Consider the following 14,915-nt stretch of genomic DNA (forward strand, 5'->3'; position numbering starts at 1 on the left):
CGACCGGATGCAGAAAATCATGCTGGCCGAGCGGCCCGGCTGGCGCGAGCGCGCGGCCGAGCTTGGATTCACCTTTGCCGACATGGGCGGCGAGCCTTACTGGGACGAGACCTCGGCCTATCGATTTACCCTGTCGCAGATCGAGGACGACATCGAGGATCCGGCGACCGAACTGCACGGGATGTGCCGCGAGGCGGTGGCCCATGCGGTGGCGTCCGAGGAATGGCTGACGCGGCTGGACATCCCCCGCGCGCATTGGGATTTCGTCGAACGTTCCTGGGCCAACGGCGAGCCAGAGCTTTACGGGCGCCTTGACCTTGCCTATGACGGCAGCGGCCCGGCCAAGCTGTTGGAATACAACGCCGACACGCCCACCTCGCTGTATGAATCCGCCTCGTTCCAGTGGCTGTGGTTCGAGGAATGCCGCGCCGCCGGCGTGCTTGGCCCCGACACCGACCAGTTCAACCGCATCCACGAGGCGCTGGCCGAACGCTGGGCCGCGATCTGCGCCCCGGGCGAGGACGTGCATTTCGCCGCCGACCGCGACAACCCCGAGGATTACGCCACCGTCGAGGCGCTGGCCTGGGCCGCGCGCGAGGCGGGCTTGGGCGCGCATTTCACCGCGCTGTCCGGGATCGGCCTGACCGACGAGGGCCAGCTTGCCGACGACCGCGACCGGGTGATCGGCACCCTGTTCAAGCTGTATCCGTGGGAAGACATGCTGCGCGACGATTTCGCGCCGAACCTGCAACCCTCGCAGACCCGCTTCATCGAGCCGCCGTGGAAGGCCGTCTTGTCGAACAAGGGGCTGCTGGCGCTGCTGTGGCATCTGTTCCCCGACCACCCCAACCTGCTGCCGGCGTTCTTTCAGGCCGACCTGGATGCCGCGCGGCGGGGGGATGCGAGCCAATTTGCCGATGCCATCGCCGCTGCCGGGCCGGTGCTGGCGCGCGGCCATGTGACCAAGCCGATCTTTTCGCGCGAGGGTGCGGGGGTGGTGATCGTCGAGGACGGGCGCGAAACCGCCCGCGCCCCCGACGACAGCTATTCCCACCATCCGCAGGTGGTGCAGGCGCTGGCGACCCTGCCCGAATTCGACGGCTTCCACCCGGTGCTGGGCGCCTGGATGGTGGGCGAGGACTGCGTCGGGCTGGGCCTGCGCGAGGACCGCGCCCGCATCACCCATAATCTTTCCCGTTTCAAACCGCATTTCATCGAAGGGTAAGGCCATGACCGCAACCTCTGACCGCCCCGCAACCACCCTCCGCCCCTCGAAGCGCTCGCGCCATGTGGCGCTGATGCTGGCGGGCGCTGCCGTGCTGACCCTTGCCGCGTGCGAGGACGACAAGGTCGATGCGCAGGCCTTTCCCGATCTCGACAGCTGCCTTGCCGCCGCGCAGACCGACGGGCTGTGGTTCAGCGCCGATGACTGCCGCACCCAGTTCGCCGCGGCCGCGCAGGAACATCTGGAAACCGCCCCGCGCTACGAATCGCGCGAGCTGTGTGAACAGGAACACGGGGTGGGCGCCTGCGGGGCCGACCCGGCGGCGGGCGAGGCGGGGGCGCAGCAGGGCGGCGGGTTCAGCTTCATGCCGCTGCTGATGGGCTATATGATGGGTTCGATGCTGGCGCGGGGCGGCGGCGTGTTCAGCCAGCCGATGGTGCGTTCGCCCGGCGGATATTCCACCCCCTCGGGCAACCAGAGCTTCGCCAGCAACGCGGGCACGGGCAAGGTGCCGGCCGCCACCTTCAACCGCGCACCCTCGACCATCGGCAAGCCGCCGATGAGCCAGGCGCAGGTGGCGCAGCGCGGCGGCTTCGGCGCCTCTGCGACCTCGCGGACCGGTGGCGCGCGCAGTTCGGGCGGCTAGGGCGGCCTCTTATTCCTTGTAGAAATATCCCGGGGCGTCCGAGCGCCCGGAAACGGTCCGGTTAACCGTTTTCAACAAGTGCGGCCGTGGCAGCGGCCCGGGGGGCGAGCAGCCCCCGGTCCGGCCCTGCCGGTGCCGGCGCGCCTCTGCCCTTGCACCTTGGCTGCAATAGTCGCAGGGTCCGCCGGTGTTTTTTCGTCACTCGTCAGGCCCGCCATGCCCCCTGTAAACCAGTCCGCCCATATCCGCGAAATCTGCGCGCTGGCGCCGGTGATTCCGGTGCTTGTCGTCGAGGATGCCGCCTGGGCGGTGCCGCTGGCGCAGGCGCTGGTCGCGGGCGGCTTGCCGGTGCTTGAGGTGACGCTGCGCACCCCGGCGGCGCTGGATGCGATCGCGGCGATGGTGCAGGTGCCGGGTGCGATCGTGGGGGCGGGCACGGTGCTGGGCGCGCAGGACGCCCGCGCCGCCCGCGCGGCAGGGGCCGGGTTCGCGGTCTCGCCGGGGATGACCGGCGCACTTGCCGCCGCCTGCGCGGAAACCGGGTTGCCGCTGCTGCCCGGCGTCGCCACCGCGTCCGAGGTGATGCAGGCGCAAGAGGCCGGGTTCGACGCGCTCAAGTTCTTTCCGGCCGGGCCGGCGGGAGGGGCGGGTTATCTCAAGGCGCTGGCCGGGCCGCTGCCGCGAATCGGCTTTTGTCCCACGGGCGACATCTCGGCGCAGAACGCCACCGCCTATCTCAGCCTGCCGAACGTGCTGTGCGTCGGCGGCAGCTGGGTCGCGCCCGCGGCGATGATGCGCGCGGGCGACTGGGCGGGGATCGAGGCGCTGGCCCGGCAGGCGGCCGAACTGGGCGCGGGGCTTGAGCGATGACCGCCGCTGTCGCCGACACCCCGCAAAACCGCCGCCGTGCCTGGTCGAACCTGTGGGTGCTGGCCGCCGCACAGGCGCTGGTGGGCTCGCAGATGTCGATGGTCTTCATCACGGCAGGGCTGGCGGGGGCGATGATCGCGCCCAACCCGTGCCTTGCGACGCTGCCGGTGTCGATGACGATGCTGGGCTCGACCATCTCGGCGCGGTTCCTGTCGGGCTTCATGGCGCGCCACGGGCGCAGGCTGGGGTTTACGCTGGCCTGCATGATCGCGGCTCTGGGCGCGGGCGTGGCCTTTGTCGGGCTGGAATGGAGCAGCTTCCTGCTGTTCACCCTCGGCTGCACCCTGATCGGCGCCTATATGTCGGCGCAGGGGTTTTACCGCTTCGCCGTCGCCGATGTCGCACCCGAGCCGTTGCAGCCGCGCATGATCAGCCTTGTGCAGGCGGGAGGGCTGGTCTCGGCGCTGATCGGACCGCAGCTGGCCAGCATCACGGCCGAGGCCTCGGCCGTGCCCTTTGCGATGACCTTTGCGGTCATCATCGGGCTGAACCTGCTGGGTCCGCTGATCTTTTCGCTTCTGCGCATCCCGCTGCCGCCAAGCTCCGGCAGCGGCGCGAATGCCGCAACCCGCCCCGGCCGCAGCACGTCCGAGCTGCTGCGCACCCCTGAAATCGCGGTCGCGATCATCTGCGCCATGGTGTCCTATGCGTTGATGAACCTGGTGATGACCTCGACCCCGCTGGCGATCGTGGGCTGCGGCTTTGGCACCTCGGATGCAGCGAATGTGACGGCGGCGCATATCATCGCGATGTTCGCGCCCGCGTTTTTCACCGGCAGCCTGATCACCCGCTTTGGCGCGGAACGGGTGGTGGCGACGGGGCTGGTGATCCTGGCGGGGGCGGGTGCGGTGGCGCTGAGCGGCGTGTCGCTGGACAAGTTCTACCTGGCGCTGATCCTGCTGGGGGTGGGCTGGAATTTCGGCTTTATCGGCGCGACCGCCATGGTCACCGCCGCCCACCGCCCCGAGGAACGCGGCCGCGTGCAGGGCATCAACGACACCATCGTGTTCGGCGGGGTGTTCCTGGCGTCGCTGTCCTCGGGGGCGCTGATGGGGTGCAGCGGAGGGACCGCGGAACAGGGCTGGTCGGCGGTCAACCTGGCGATGGTGCCGTTCCTGATCCTGGCCGGGGGCGCGCTGATCTGGCTGACCCTGCGCCCGCGCGAGACCGCGTGAACCCTGCACCAAGGCGCAAGGCGGCGCGGCCGGAACGGGTATTTGGACCAGAAAGAAATCCCCGTTCAGGCCCGGCCGAGGGCTTCTTTCTGGTTCAAATACCCATGTCACCGCGGTGCCGGCACAAGCTGGCCTAGAACAGGGATCCCTGATCCGGTTTCCGGCGCGACACCCGTTTTTGCGGTTTTTCCGGCTGTGCGGGGGGCGGTTCGGTTTCGGGGCGCACCGGCAGGCGGCCGTCGTGGAATTCCAGTTCCAGCCGCCCCGCCGCCCCGGCTGTCGCGGCCGAGGTGAGCAGCTGCCCCTTGGGCCCCCGCACGATGGCAAAGCCGCGTTTGAGGGTCTCGGCGTGGCCCAGGGTCTGGCGCAGCCGGTCCAGCGTCTCAAGCGCGGCGCGGCGTTCCGCCGTCAGCCTTGGCGCCAGCGCATCGAGCCGCTGTCCGGCCTCGGCCAGCCGGGCGTGTGCGTCCAGCTGGCTGCGCCTTGTGCGGGTCTGCACCGCCTCCAGCCGCGCGGTGGCCGAGGCCAGCCGCCGCTGTGCCGCCATCTGCGCCATGCGCACCGCGCCCGGGCGCAGCATCGGCAGCGCCGTGCGGCGGCGTTGCAGCTCGCGCGCGGGGGCCTGCGCCAGCGCCGTGCCGGTGCGGGTCAGCGCCTCGCGTCGGCTGGCCATGAACTGGCGCAGCGCCGACAGCGGCAGATGCAGCGAATCGGTGCGGTGGCGACAGTCGCGCACAAACCCGCGCAGTGCCGATTCCAGCCGCGGCCCGGTCAGGTCCAGCCGTTGCCGCGCCGGTTCCATCAGCGCCTGCGGCCGCCCCAGCGCGCGGCCCATGTCGCCCAGCCGCTGGGCGGGCAGCTCGATCCGCGCGCGCGTCGCCCGCAGCAGCCGCGCCTGCGTTTCGGCCATGCGCGCGGCCAGATCACCCAGCACCGGCACCGCCATTTCCGCCGCCGCCGTGGGGGTGGGGGCGCGCAGGTCGGCGGCGTGGTCGATCAGCGTGGTGTCGGTTTCATGGCCCACCGCCGAGATCAGCGGGATCGTCCCCGCCGCCACCGCGCGGATCACCGCTTCGTCGTTGAAGCCCCACAGATCCTCGACCGAGCCGCCGCCGCGCGCCACGATGATCAGGTCGGGGCGCGGCACCGGCCCGCCGGGTGCGATCGCGTTCAGCCGGGTGATCGCGTCGGCCACCTGCGGCGCGCAGGCGCTGCCCTGCACCGCCACCGGCCAGATCAGCACCCGCGACGGGAACCGGTCGCGCAGCCGGTGCAGGATGTCGCGGATCACCGCGCCTGAGGGCGAGGTCACCACCGCGATCACCCCGGGCAGGAACGGGATCGGACGCTTGCGGGCGGGGTCGAACAGCCCCTCGGCCGCCAGCGCCCGGCGGCGCTGTTCCAGCATCGCCATCAGCGCACCGACGCCCGCAGGCTCGATCTGCTCGACGATCAGCTGGTATTTCGACTGGCCGGGATAGGTGGTCAGCCGGCCGGTGGCGATGATCTCCATCCCTTCTTCGGGGCGGTGGGCCAGCCTTGCGGCCTGTCCCTTCCAGCAGATCCCGGCGATGCTGGCGTTGTCGTCCTTGAGGTCGAAATACAGATGCCCCGAGGCCGGGCGCGACACCCGCCCCACCTCTCCGCGCACGCGCACGCGGCCGAATTCGCCCTCGATCACGCGTTTGACCGCGCCCGACAGCTCGGAAACGCTAAGCGCCGGGGCGTTGCCGCCAGCGCCCTCGCCGGTGCCTTCGGGGGTGTCGGATTCGAACAGGTTCATCCCTGCTTGATGGACCGGGGCGGCGCGCGGGGCAAGCGGCAGGGGGCTGGACAGTGCGGCGCGGATCGTTACCCCTTGGGCCCTGGAAACAAAGGGGGGAGGGGGCCGATGGATCTGGCACATCTGAACCGGCGCGGGCTGGTGCTGGTCGGCTGCGGCCGCATGGGCGGCGCGCTGTTGCAGGGCTGGCTGGCGCGGGGACTGGCGCCGGGGGCGGTGCATGTCATCGACCCGAATGCGCCCGCTTGGGTGGCGGAACGGGGCGTTTCGGTCAACGGGGCGCTGCCGGCTGATCCGGCGGTGCTGGTGCTGGCGGTCAAGCCGCAGATGATGGGGGATGTGCTGGCGGGGCTTGGGGCTGCCTCGGGGGCGCTGGTGGTGTCGGTTGCCGCGGGGGTGACGCTGGCGGCTTACGGGCGCGCCTTTCCGGGGGCGGCGGTGGTGCGGGCGATGCCGAACACCCCGGCCGCGATCGGTCAGGGGATCACCGCCATTGTCGGCAATGCGCAGGCCGATGCCGCGGCGCTGGATCTGGCGCAGTCGTTGATGGAGGCCGTGGGCCGCGTCGTGCGGCTGGGGGACGAATCGCAGATGGACGCGGTGACGGCGGTGTCGGGTTCCGGCCCCGCCTATGTATTCCACCTGATCGAGACGCTGGCCGCCGCAGGCGCGGCCGAGGGACTGCCCGCCGATCTGGCGCTGGACCTTGCCAGCGCCACCGTCGCGGGCGCCGGCGCGCTGGCCATGCAAGAGGGTGGCGATCCCGCGCGGCTGCGCGAGGCGGTGACCTCGCCCGCGGGCACCACCGCGGCGGGGCTTTCGCAGCTGATGGACCCGGAAACCGGGCTGGGGCCGCTGATCGCCCGCACCGTCGCCGCCGCCGCCGCCCGCGGGCGCGAGTTGGGGCAATGAGCGACGCCGGGGCCGCGACCCCGCAGATCGCCTGGGACGATTTCGCCCGCGTCGACATTCGCGTGGGCACCGTGACCCGCGCCGAGCCCTACCCCGAGGCGCGGGTTCCCGCGATCAAGCTGTGGGTGGATTTCGGCGAGCTGGGCGAAAAGCGCAGCTCGGCGCAGATCACCCGCCATTACGACCCGGCCGAGCTGATCGGGCGGCAGGTGCTCGCCGTGGTCAATTTCCCGGCGCGTCAGATCGGCAAGGTTCGTTCCGAGGTGCTGGTGCTGGGCCTGCCCGACGCGGCGGGCGAGGTGGTTCTGATCGGCCCCGACCGGCCGATCCCCGATGGAGGAAGGCTTTACTGATGCGACTGTTGGTGACACGGCGGATGACCGAACGCGCCGAGGCGGCGATAAGTGCCGAGTTCGACGCCGATTTCCGCGACGAGACCACCCCTCTGACCGAGGCCGAGGCGCTGGCTGCGCTGCGCGACTATGATGCGGTGCTGCCGACGCTGGGCGATCCGTTCAACGCCTCGGTGCTGGGGGCGGGGGATTTGCGGGCCGGGATGCTGGCCAATTTCGGCGCCGGTTATAATCACATCGACGTCGAGGCCGCGCGCGCCGCTGGGATCGCGGTCAGCAACACCCCCGAGGTGGTGACGGAATCGACCGCCGACATCGCGCTTGCGCTGATCCTGATGGTGGCGCGCCGGGCGGGCGAGGGCGAGCGGTTGCTGCGCGCCGGCGGCTGGACCGGCTGGCACCCGACGCAGATGCTGGGGCGCAACGTTTCAGGCGCAACGGTGGGCATCGTCGGCATGGGCCGCATCGGGCAGGCCATTGCCCGGCGCTGCCATCACGGTTTCGGCATGCGGGTGGTGTTTCACAATCGCTCAACGGTGTCGGGGCTGGAGTTCCCGGCGACGCAGCTGCCGTTGCCCGAGGTTCTGGCGCAGGCGGATTTTGTGGTGCTGGCGGTGCCCGGCGGCGGCGCAAGCCGGCATCTGATCGGCGCGCCTGAACTCGCGGCGATGCAGCGGGGCGCGTTCCTGATCAATATCGCCCGCGGCGACGTGGTGGACGAATCCGCCCTGATCGCCGCCCTGCAAGAGCGCAGGATCGCCGGTGCCGGGCTGGATGTCTATGAACACGAGCCGCAGGTTCCCGCGGCGCTGGTCGCGCTGGAAAACGCGGTGCTGCTGCCCCATCTGGGCACCGCCGCCGACGAGGTGCGCACCGCCATGGCCCTGCGGGCGCTGGACAACCTGCTGGCCTGGCGGGCGGGGCGCGAGCCGGGCGACCGTGTGGCCTGAGCCGCCCGCCTTCGGAACCATCCAGGGGTGGAGGCGTTCAATTCCCGTAAACGCAACCGCACAACGGAGACTGCGCAATGAACTGGGATGTCATCGAAGGCAAATGGGGTCAGCTCAAGGGTTCGGTCAAGGAACAATGGGGCGACCTGACCGATGACGAGCTGACCGAGATCGACGGCAAGCGCGACAAGCTGGCCGGCAAGTTGCAGGAACGCTATGGCTGGGCCAAGGATGAGGTCGAAACCAAGATGAATGATTTCTTCGGCCGCCACATGTGATCCGGGCCATGGCCGGATGAAGAAGAGGCGCCTTGCGGGGCGCCTCTTTTGCAATGATGCGCCCAAACCGGCGGCGCGGTTGCAAGCGGGGACTCGCCCGACCCTTGGCGTGGCTGTCCTCGCTGGGAGCGGTCGGCCTGAGTGTTTTCGGGGCGCTCGGGGGCCGCAGGGGATATTTGGGGCAAGATGAAAGAGCCTGGCGGCGGTAAAAGGGGGCCTGCGTGACGGAATACCGGCGTTATGCGATTTATGATCCGGGGCCGGAGGCGCTGGCCGATTTCGGGGCCGAGTGGCTGGGCTGGGACACTCGGCGCGGGTGCGAGACCCGGGGCCTGGGCGGCGCGCTGGCGGACAGCCCGCGCCGCTACGGGTTTCACGCCACCATCAAGGCGCCGTTCCGGCTGGCGCCGGGCTGCTCGCCCTTGGCTCTGGTCGCGGCGTTCGAGCGGGTCTGCGCCGGGCTGGCGCCGGTCGCGGCCCAGCCGGGGTTGCAGCTGCGCCGGATCGCCGGGGTTCTGGCGCTGGTGTTCGACCCGCAGCCCGTTGCCGTGGGGGCGCTTGCCGCCGCGGTGGTTCGCGGGCTGGACGGGTTTCGCGCCCCCCTGACCCCCGAGGAACGCGCCCGCCGCCGCCCCGAGCTGTTGACCGCGGCGCAGCGCGCGCTGCTGGACCGCTGGGGCTATCCTTGGGTGATGGAGGAGTTCCGCTATCACATGACCCTGACCGGCGCCTTGTCCTCTGATGCCGAGCTGGGCGCGCGCCAGCGGCTGGCGCCGCTGCTGGCGGGGTTGCTGCCATGCCCGCATCCGATCAGCGCGCTGGCGCTGATGGGTGAGGACGGCGCCGGGCGATTCCACCTGCTGCACCACGCCGACCTGCGGGGCTGAGGGGTCACGCTGCGGGTCCGATCAACGCCCGGACGCGGCGCCAGGCCGGCACCAGCACCGCATTGCTGAACGGGATCAGCAGCAGCCCCAGCACCAGCCCGAACATCCCGTCGAGCGTCGCCGTGACCAGCCAGCTCAGCACCCGCCCGGCCTGCGGGACCGCATGGCCGGCGAACTCGGACCAGTGGCGGACCGTTTCATACGGCAGGCCCAGCCCCAGGGTTTCCAGCCCGTGCAGCACGATATTGCCCCCGACCCACAGCATCGCCGCGGTGCCGACCCCCGTCAGCGCCTGCATGAACCCGGGCATCGCCTTGACCAGCCTGCGCCCGGCGCTTTGCAGCCAGCCCCCGCGGGTGCGTGCCAGCGCCAGCCCATAGTCGTCCGCCTTGACGATCAGCGCCACCGCCCCATAGACGGCGCTGGTGATCGCCAGCGCCACCACCAGCAGCACCGCGGCGCGCATCACCAGCCCCTGCCCGGGCGGAATCGCCGCCAGCGCGATGGTCATGATTTCCGCCGACAGGATGAAGTCGGTCTTGATCGCGCCGGCGACCCTGGTCTCTTCGAGAAAGGTCGGATCGTCGGGCGGGGCCGCGTCCTGCGGGTCGTGCGCGGGGTGCGGACCGAAGGCGTGCCAGATTTTCTCGGCGCCCTCGAAACACAGATAGGCGCCGCCCAGCATCAGCAGCGGGGTGATGAGCCACGGCGCGAATTGCGACAGGATCAGCGCCGCGGGCAGCAGGATCACCACCTTGTTGAACACCGACCCCTTGGCGATGCGCCAGACGATCGGGATCTCGCGGCTGGCGTCGAAGCCGTGGACGTATTTGGGCGTGACCGCCGCATCGTCGATCACCGCGCCCGCGGCCTTGGCCCCGGCCTTGGCGGACATTCCGGCCACGTCATCCACCGATGCCGCCGCCACCTTGGCGATCCCCGCCACATCGTCGAGAAGTGCGATCAGTCCGCTCATTCCGCCTGTCGTCCCCTGAAGTTTTCGCGGTGCTGCCCGACCCCGCCCAAGCCGCGCCGCGCGACAGCGAACGCACCGGGCCGAGTTTCGGTTCGGCGATGGTCGGCCGCCGGAACGCCTTGCGCAAGCGGCAAGGATGTTCCATCACCGGGCCTGAGGACTGAAAGGACGTGGAACGATGGCCGATCTGGATGTGAATGCGAAACCCACCGAAGAGATCGACATCCGCGACGTCTTCGGCATCGACAGCGACATGAAGGTCAAAGGGTTCGCGCAACGCACCGAGCGGGTGCCGGACCTGGACCTGACCTATAAATTCGACCCCGACACGACCCTGGCGATTCTGGCCGGTTTCGTCTATAACCGCCGGGTGATGATCCAGGGCTATCACGGCACCGGCAAATCCACCCATATCGAGCAGGTGGCGGCCCGGCTGAACTGGCCCTGCGTGCGGGTGAACCTGGACAGCCACGTCAGCCGCATCGACCTGATCGGCAAGGATGCGATCAAGCTGGTGGACGGCAAGCAGGTGACCGTGTTCCACGAGGGCATCCTGCCCTGGGCGCTGCGCAACCCCACCGCCATCGTGTTCGACGAATACGACGCCGGCCGCGCCGATGTGATGTTCGTGATCCAGCGCGTGCTTGAGGCCGACGGCAAGCTGACCCTGCTGGACCAGAACGAGGTCATCACCCCCAACCCGTATTTCCGCCTGTTCGCCACCGCCAACACCGTGGGTCTGGGCGACACCACCGGGCTTTACCACGGCACCCAGCAGATCAACCAGGGCCAGATGGACCGCTGGTCGCTGGTCTCGACCCTGAACTATCTCAGCCACGACGCCGAGGTGGCGATCGTGCTGTCCAAGAACCCGGCCTACAACACCGAAAAGGGCCGTCGCACCATCAGCCAGATGGTGACGTTGGCCGACCTGACCCGCACCGCCTTCATGCAGGGCGACCTGTCCACGGTGATGTCGCCCCGCACGGTGATCGCCTGGGCGCAGAACGCCCGCATCTTCGGCGACAATATCGGCTATGCCTTCCGCCTGACCTTCCTGAACAAATGCGACGAGCTGGAGCGCCAGACGGTCGCCGAGTTCTATCAGCGCCTGTTCGACGAGGAACTGCCCGAAAGCGCGGTGGTCAAGGCGGGGTAGGTCAGGCGGGGGTGGGGGCGCTGCCCCCGTCGCTGCGCGACTCCCCCGGGATATTTGGGGCAAGATGAAAGTGCAAAAAGGCGCCGCTGTCGGGGCGCCTTTGCTGTTTCAGCCCTCGCGCGCGGCTTTGGTCGCCCTGGTCCACCAGACCAGCTCGTCCAGCATCGCGTCCAGCGAGGGTTTCAGGATGCCCTCGATCTCGGACAGGGGGGCGTTCTGGCCGCCGCTCCAGACCTTGAAAAAGTCGCTGCCGCCGATGTGGACGGCGTTGCGCAGCGGCACCATCTGCACCTCGACCATCACGTTGCGCAGATGTTCCAGCGCGCGGGCGCCACCCATCGAGCCATAGGCCAGCGCGCCGCCGGGCTTTCGGTTCCAGCCCACGTAATCCTGATCGAATGCGTTCTTCAGCGCCGCCGGCATCGAGTGGTTGTATTCGGCCAGCACGAACAGATAGCCGTCAAAACCCGCCACCTTTTCCTGCCAGCGCTGCGCGCGTTCGTCCTGCGACGGCGCCCACAGGTTCGAGGCGGCCTCGTCAAAGAACGGCAGATCCTGGTCGCGCAGGTCGACCAGTTCGAAATCCAGTTCCGGGTGGTTGGCGACCTGCGCCATCAGCCAGGCGGCGGGTTTGTCGGCAAAGCGTGCCTTGCGGGTCGAGCTGATGATGACGGCGATTCTGGGCTTGGACATAGTGGTTTCCGTAATTAACATGGTTTCCATAAGATACTTCGGATCAGTTAGAGACCTGCGCCGGACCCCGCAAGAAGGCACCGAAATGATACCAACCGACACCCATGACACCGGCACCTGCCAGCGCATCAGCGAATTGCTGTCCCGCATCGGCGATAAATGGACGCTGCTGATCGTGCGCGCGCTGGGGCAGGGGCCGAAACGGTTCTCGGCGCTCAAGCGCGAACTGGGCAGCATCTCGCAGAAGATGCTGACGCGGACGCTGCGCAACCTGGAACGCGACGGGTTCGTCAGCCGGACGGTGACGCCGGTGACGCCGCCGCAGGTGGAATATGCGCTGACCCCGATGGGGCTGGACCTGTTTTGCCCGATTGCGGCGCTGGCCGAGTGGACCTTTGCCCATGCCGATGCGATCGACGCGGCGCGCCATGCCTATGATGCGCGCCACCCCGACGCAGGTTACCGGCCTGCGTGATCCATCAGGGCGCGGAACAGCTCGGGCGGCAGGTTCTGCGGGTCGGTGATGGTGATGGTGGCGCCCGGCGGCAGCGCCTCGGGTGATTCGGCCGGCGCAATCCCGCCGCCGGAATGGCGCGCCAGCGGCGGCAGGCTTGGCATTCCGGCCCCTGCCGCCACCGGCCCCTGCGCGGCCAGCGCGCCCGCCTGCGCCTCGGCCAGCCGCGAATCAAGCTCGCGGCGCCGGTCCGCCTCGATCCGGGTCAGCTGCGCGTCCACCTGCGCCTGCACGTCGGCCTGGATCTGCGCGGTGACCGCACCCAGCTGCGCGTTCACCGCCTCGACCCCGGCCGAAAACCCCTCGCGCCAGGCCGCCTGTGCCGCCGCGCCGCACTCGGGCGTGTCGGCCGCAAGCGGCAGGGGCAGCAGCGCCGCCGCCAGAACCAGCATCGCCCGCATCACGACTCCTTTCCGTGTCTGCCCACCGAACGCCCCGCCCCGGCGCCGGTTTCATTGTTTCTTCATCACCCAAATATCCCGGGGTCCGGGGGCTGGCCCCCGGTCCGGCGGCAATGCTTATGGACAGCCGCCGCCGAACGGCTCAAAACACTACCATGAAAAGATCCGACAACCCCGCCGATCCGTTCAAGAAGGCCCTGGCCGAGGCCACGCGCGCGCTGGCCGACGAGCATGAGCTGACCGTCACCTTCACCGCCGACCCCTCGGGGGTGGCGGGCGACACCATGCGCCTGCCGCAGGTCAGCCGGCGCATGACCCGCGACGAGATCCTTCAGGCCCGCGGCACCGCCGACGCGCTGGCGATGAAGCTGCGCCACCACGACCCCGCGACCCACGCCCGCTATGTCCCCGCCGGCCCGATGGCGCGCGAGCTTTACGAGGCGATGGAGACTGCCCGTTGCGAGGCTTTGGGCGCGCGCGACATGCCCGGGGCGCTGTCGAATATCGACGCAAAGCTGGGGGCCGAGGCCGAGCGGCGCGGGTTCGCGCAGATCAAGTCGCCTTCGGACGCGCCGCTGGCGGCGGCGGCGGGCTATATCCTGCGCCAGGCCGCCACTGGCCGGCCGCTGCCCCATGCGGCGCAGCATGTCGCGGACCTTTGGCGCCCCTTTGTCGAACAGCAGGCCGGCGAGGCGCTGGCCGACATCGACGCGGCGCTGCCCGATCAGGCGGCCTTTGCCCGGCTGGCGCGGCGGATGATCGCCGATCTCGGCTATGGCGACCAGCTGGGCGACGACCCCGACCAGCCCGAACCCGACGCCCCCGACGAGGATGCCGAACAGCAGCAGGAATCGGGCAGCGAGGAATCCGCCGAACAGGCCGATGCCGAAGATACCGAGGCCAGCCCAGAGCGCAGCCAGGAACGCACCCAGGACGAACGCCAGGCTCAGGTCAGCCTTGACGACCAGTCCGACGAGGAACTGGTCGAGGACGCCGAGCAGCCCGACAGCGAAATGCCGCCCGAGCTGCCGCCCCCGGTCAGCGACGCCAGCCCCGATTACCGCGTCTATACCCAGATTTTCGACGAGGAAATCCGCGCCGAGGATCTGGCCGATCCGGCCGAACTGGAACGGCTGCGCGCCTATCTCGACAAGCAGTTGGAACCGCTGCGCGGCGCGGTCAGCCGGCTGGCCAACAAGCTGCAACGCCGCCTGCAAGCCCAGCAGAACCGCAGCTGGGAATTCGACAAGGAAGAAGGGGTGCTGGACGCCGGCCGTCTGGCGCGCGTGGTCGCCAACCCGACGACTCCGCTGTCCTTCAAGGTCGAAAAGGACACCGAGTTCCGCGACACCGTGGTGACGATCCTCATCGACAACTCGGGCTCGATGCGCGGGCGCCCGATCAGCATCGCCGCGATCTGCGCCGATGTGCTGGCGCGCACGCTGGAACGCTGCTCGGTCAAGGTCGAGCTGCTGGGCTTTACCACGCGCGCGTGGAAAGGCGGGCAAAGCCGGGAAAAATGGCTGAAAGACGGGCGCCCGGCCGGGCCGGGGCGGCTGAACGACCTGCGCCACATCATCTACAAGGGCGCGGATGCGCCGTGGCGGCGGGTGCGGCCGAACCTTGGCCTGATGATGAAAGAGGGGCTGCTCAAGGAAAACATCGACGGCGAGGCGCTGGAATGGGCGCATCGGCGGCTGGTCAAGCGGGCCGAGGCGCGGCGCATCCTGATGGTGATTTCGGACGGCGCGCCGGTGGACGATTCCACCCTGTCGGTGAACCCGGCGAATTATCTGGAAAAACACCTGCGCGACGTGATCGCCATGGTCGAGCGGCGGCGGCAGGTCGAACTGATCGCCATTGGCATCGGCCACGACGTGACCCGCTATTACCAGCGCGCGGTGACCATCACCGACGTGGAACAGCTGGCCGGCGCGATGACCGAACAGCTGGCCGCGCTGTTCGAGGCCGACCCCCGCAAGCGCGCCCGCGCCATGGCGGTGGGCGGTCGGCGGGGTTTCTGAGGGCGGCCC

The 14,915-nt window shown here is 69.6% G+C and carries 16 protein-coding genes; 12 read left to right on the forward strand and 4 right to left on the reverse strand.

Translation table 11 applies throughout. The annotated features are described in order from the left end of the window. Window positions 1-7 precede the first annotated feature (7 nt). From BLW83_RS04970 to BLW83_RS04985, 4 genes are all read left to right on the forward strand, one after another. The gene (locus BLW83_RS04970; RefSeq protein WP_090846252.1) at window positions 8-1,225 is read left to right on the forward strand and encodes a glutathionylspermidine synthase family protein; all 1,218 of its coding nucleotides are present in this window, start codon (window positions 8-10) and stop codon (window positions 1,223-1,225) included. 4 nt (window positions 1,226-1,229) lie between these two features. Continuing rightward, entirely contained in the window at window positions 1,230-1,871 is a 642-nt protein-coding gene (locus BLW83_RS04975; protein ID WP_090846254.1) for a DUF1190 domain-containing protein, read from the forward strand. A 216-nt stretch (window positions 1,872-2,087) separates the two neighbouring features. Further along, window positions 2,088-2,741: a bifunctional 4-hydroxy-2-oxoglutarate aldolase/2-dehydro-3-deoxy-phosphogluconate aldolase gene (gene eda, locus BLW83_RS04980; RefSeq protein WP_090846256.1), complete on the forward strand. Its 654-nt coding sequence runs from the start codon at window positions 2,088-2,090 to the stop codon at window positions 2,739-2,741. Further along, entirely contained in the window at window positions 2,738-3,976 is a 1,239-nt protein-coding gene (locus tag BLW83_RS04985; RefSeq protein ID WP_090846260.1) for an MFS transporter, read from the forward strand. The genes eda and BLW83_RS04985 overlap by 4 nt, the downstream gene beginning before the upstream one ends. A gap of 133 nt (window positions 3,977-4,109) precedes the next feature. On the opposite strand, the gene xseA is transcribed toward BLW83_RS04985, so the two are convergent. After that, complete coding sequence (gene xseA / locus BLW83_RS04990; RefSeq protein ID WP_090846262.1) at window positions 4,110-5,759, reverse strand: exodeoxyribonuclease VII large subunit; 1,650 nt, start codon at window positions 5,757-5,759, stop codon at window positions 4,110-4,112. A 108-nt stretch (window positions 5,760-5,867) separates the two neighbouring features. Between xseA and proC the strand changes: the two genes are divergently transcribed. From proC to BLW83_RS05015, 5 genes are all read left to right on the forward strand, one after another. Then, window positions 5,868-6,671: a pyrroline-5-carboxylate reductase gene (gene proC / locus BLW83_RS04995; protein WP_090846263.1), complete on the forward strand. Its 804-nt coding sequence runs from the start codon at window positions 5,868-5,870 to the stop codon at window positions 6,669-6,671. Then, window positions 6,668-7,024 carry a tRNA-binding protein gene (locus tag BLW83_RS05000; protein WP_090846264.1) on the forward strand — a complete coding sequence of 119 codons (357 nt, stop codon included), beginning with the start codon at window positions 6,668-6,670 and terminating at the stop codon, window positions 7,022-7,024. The genes proC and BLW83_RS05000 overlap by 4 nt, the downstream gene beginning before the upstream one ends. Next, entirely contained in the window at window positions 7,024-7,974 is a 951-nt protein-coding gene (locus BLW83_RS05005) for a 2-hydroxyacid dehydrogenase (RefSeq protein WP_090846266.1), read from the forward strand. The genes BLW83_RS05000 and BLW83_RS05005 overlap by 1 nt, the downstream gene beginning before the upstream one ends. 77 nt (window positions 7,975-8,051) lie before the next feature. Then, window positions 8,052-8,252, forward strand: coding sequence for a CsbD family protein (locus BLW83_RS05010; protein ID WP_090846268.1), 201 nt, complete (start codon window positions 8,052-8,054; stop codon window positions 8,250-8,252). Window positions 8,253-8,473: 221 nt separating this feature from the next. Next, entirely contained in the window at window positions 8,474-9,139 is a 666-nt protein-coding gene (locus tag BLW83_RS05015) for a DUF1045 domain-containing protein (RefSeq protein WP_090846270.1), read from the forward strand. 4 nt (window positions 9,140-9,143) lie between these two features. On the opposite strand, the gene BLW83_RS05020 is transcribed toward BLW83_RS05015, so the two are convergent. Then, a complete protein-coding gene (locus BLW83_RS05020; protein WP_090846272.1) occupies window positions 9,144-10,115 on the reverse strand; it encodes a DUF808 domain-containing protein in 972 nt (323 codons plus the stop codon). A gap of 178 nt (window positions 10,116-10,293) precedes the next feature. Here BLW83_RS05020 and cobS point away from each other — a divergent pair, with 178 nt between their 5' ends. Next, window positions 10,294-11,274, forward strand: a complete 981-nt coding sequence (cobS, locus tag BLW83_RS05025; RefSeq protein ID WP_090846273.1) for a cobaltochelatase subunit CobS — start codon at window positions 10,294-10,296, stop codon at window positions 11,272-11,274. Between the two features lie 108 nt (window positions 11,275-11,382). Here cobS and BLW83_RS05030 read toward each other — a convergent pair whose 3' ends face one another. Next, entirely contained in the window at window positions 11,383-11,967 is a 585-nt protein-coding gene (locus tag BLW83_RS05030; RefSeq protein WP_090846275.1) for an NADPH-dependent FMN reductase, read from the reverse strand. 85 nt (window positions 11,968-12,052) lie between these two features. Here BLW83_RS05030 and BLW83_RS05035 point away from each other — a divergent pair, with 85 nt between their 5' ends. After that, complete coding sequence (locus BLW83_RS05035) at window positions 12,053-12,442, forward strand: winged helix-turn-helix transcriptional regulator (RefSeq protein ID WP_090846277.1); 390 nt, start codon at window positions 12,053-12,055, stop codon at window positions 12,440-12,442. Here the strand turns inward: BLW83_RS05035 and BLW83_RS05040 are convergent. Continuing rightward, complete coding sequence (locus BLW83_RS05040) at window positions 12,427-12,882, reverse strand: hypothetical protein (protein ID WP_090846278.1); 456 nt, start codon at window positions 12,880-12,882, stop codon at window positions 12,427-12,429. The genes BLW83_RS05035 and BLW83_RS05040 overlap by 16 nt on opposite strands. A 155-nt stretch (window positions 12,883-13,037) precedes the next feature. On the opposite strand from BLW83_RS05040, the gene cobT reads away from it, so the two are divergent. Continuing rightward, window positions 13,038-14,906 carry a cobaltochelatase subunit CobT gene (gene cobT, locus BLW83_RS05045; protein ID WP_090846280.1) on the forward strand — a complete coding sequence of 623 codons (1,869 nt, stop codon included), beginning with the start codon at window positions 13,038-13,040 and terminating at the stop codon, window positions 14,904-14,906. The last annotated feature ends 9 nt before the right edge of the window (window positions 14,907-14,915 follow it).

Origin of the sequence: Paracoccus alkenifer, from assembly GCF_900108405.1 — a bacterium.
In the GTDB taxonomy this organism is placed as follows: Bacteria; Pseudomonadota; Alphaproteobacteria; order Rhodobacterales; family Rhodobacteraceae; genus Paracoccus; species Paracoccus alkenifer.

Coding starts and splice junctions, on each gene's coding strand:
- BLW83_RS04970 (WP_090846252.1), top strand. CDS start 8: ATGCAGAAAATCATGCTGGCCGAGCGGCCCGGCTGGCGCGAGCGCGCG.
- BLW83_RS04975 (WP_090846254.1), top strand. CDS start 1,230: ATGACCGCAACCTCTGACCGCCCCGCAACCACCCTCCGCCCCTCGAAG.
- eda (WP_090846256.1), top strand. CDS start 2,088: ATGCCCCCTGTAAACCAGTCCGCCCATATCCGCGAAATCTGCGCGCTG.
- BLW83_RS04985 (WP_090846260.1), top strand. CDS start 2,738: ATGACCGCCGCTGTCGCCGACACCCCGCAAAACCGCCGCCGTGCCTGG.
- xseA (WP_090846262.1), bottom strand. CDS start 5,759: ATGAACCTGTTCGAATCCGACACCCCCGAAGGCACCGGCGAGGGCGCT.
- proC (WP_090846263.1), top strand. CDS start 5,868: ATGGATCTGGCACATCTGAACCGGCGCGGGCTGGTGCTGGTCGGCTGC.
- BLW83_RS05000 (WP_090846264.1), top strand. CDS start 6,668: ATGAGCGACGCCGGGGCCGCGACCCCGCAGATCGCCTGGGACGATTTC.
- BLW83_RS05005 (WP_090846266.1), top strand. CDS start 7,024: ATGCGACTGTTGGTGACACGGCGGATGACCGAACGCGCCGAGGCGGCG.
- BLW83_RS05010 (WP_090846268.1), top strand. CDS start 8,052: ATGAACTGGGATGTCATCGAAGGCAAATGGGGTCAGCTCAAGGGTTCG.
- BLW83_RS05020 (WP_090846272.1), bottom strand. CDS start 10,115: ATGAGCGGACTGATCGCACTTCTCGACGATGTGGCGGGGATCGCCAAG.
- cobS (WP_090846273.1), top strand. CDS start 10,294: ATGGCCGATCTGGATGTGAATGCGAAACCCACCGAAGAGATCGACATC.
- BLW83_RS05030 (WP_090846275.1), bottom strand. CDS start 11,967: ATGTCCAAGCCCAGAATCGCCGTCATCATCAGCTCGACCCGCAAGGCA.
- BLW83_RS05035 (WP_090846277.1), top strand. CDS start 12,053: ATGATACCAACCGACACCCATGACACCGGCACCTGCCAGCGCATCAGC.
- BLW83_RS05040 (WP_090846278.1), bottom strand. CDS start 12,882: ATGCGGGCGATGCTGGTTCTGGCGGCGGCGCTGCTGCCCCTGCCGCTT.
- cobT (WP_090846280.1), top strand. CDS start 13,038: ATGAAAAGATCCGACAACCCCGCCGATCCGTTCAAGAAGGCCCTGGCC.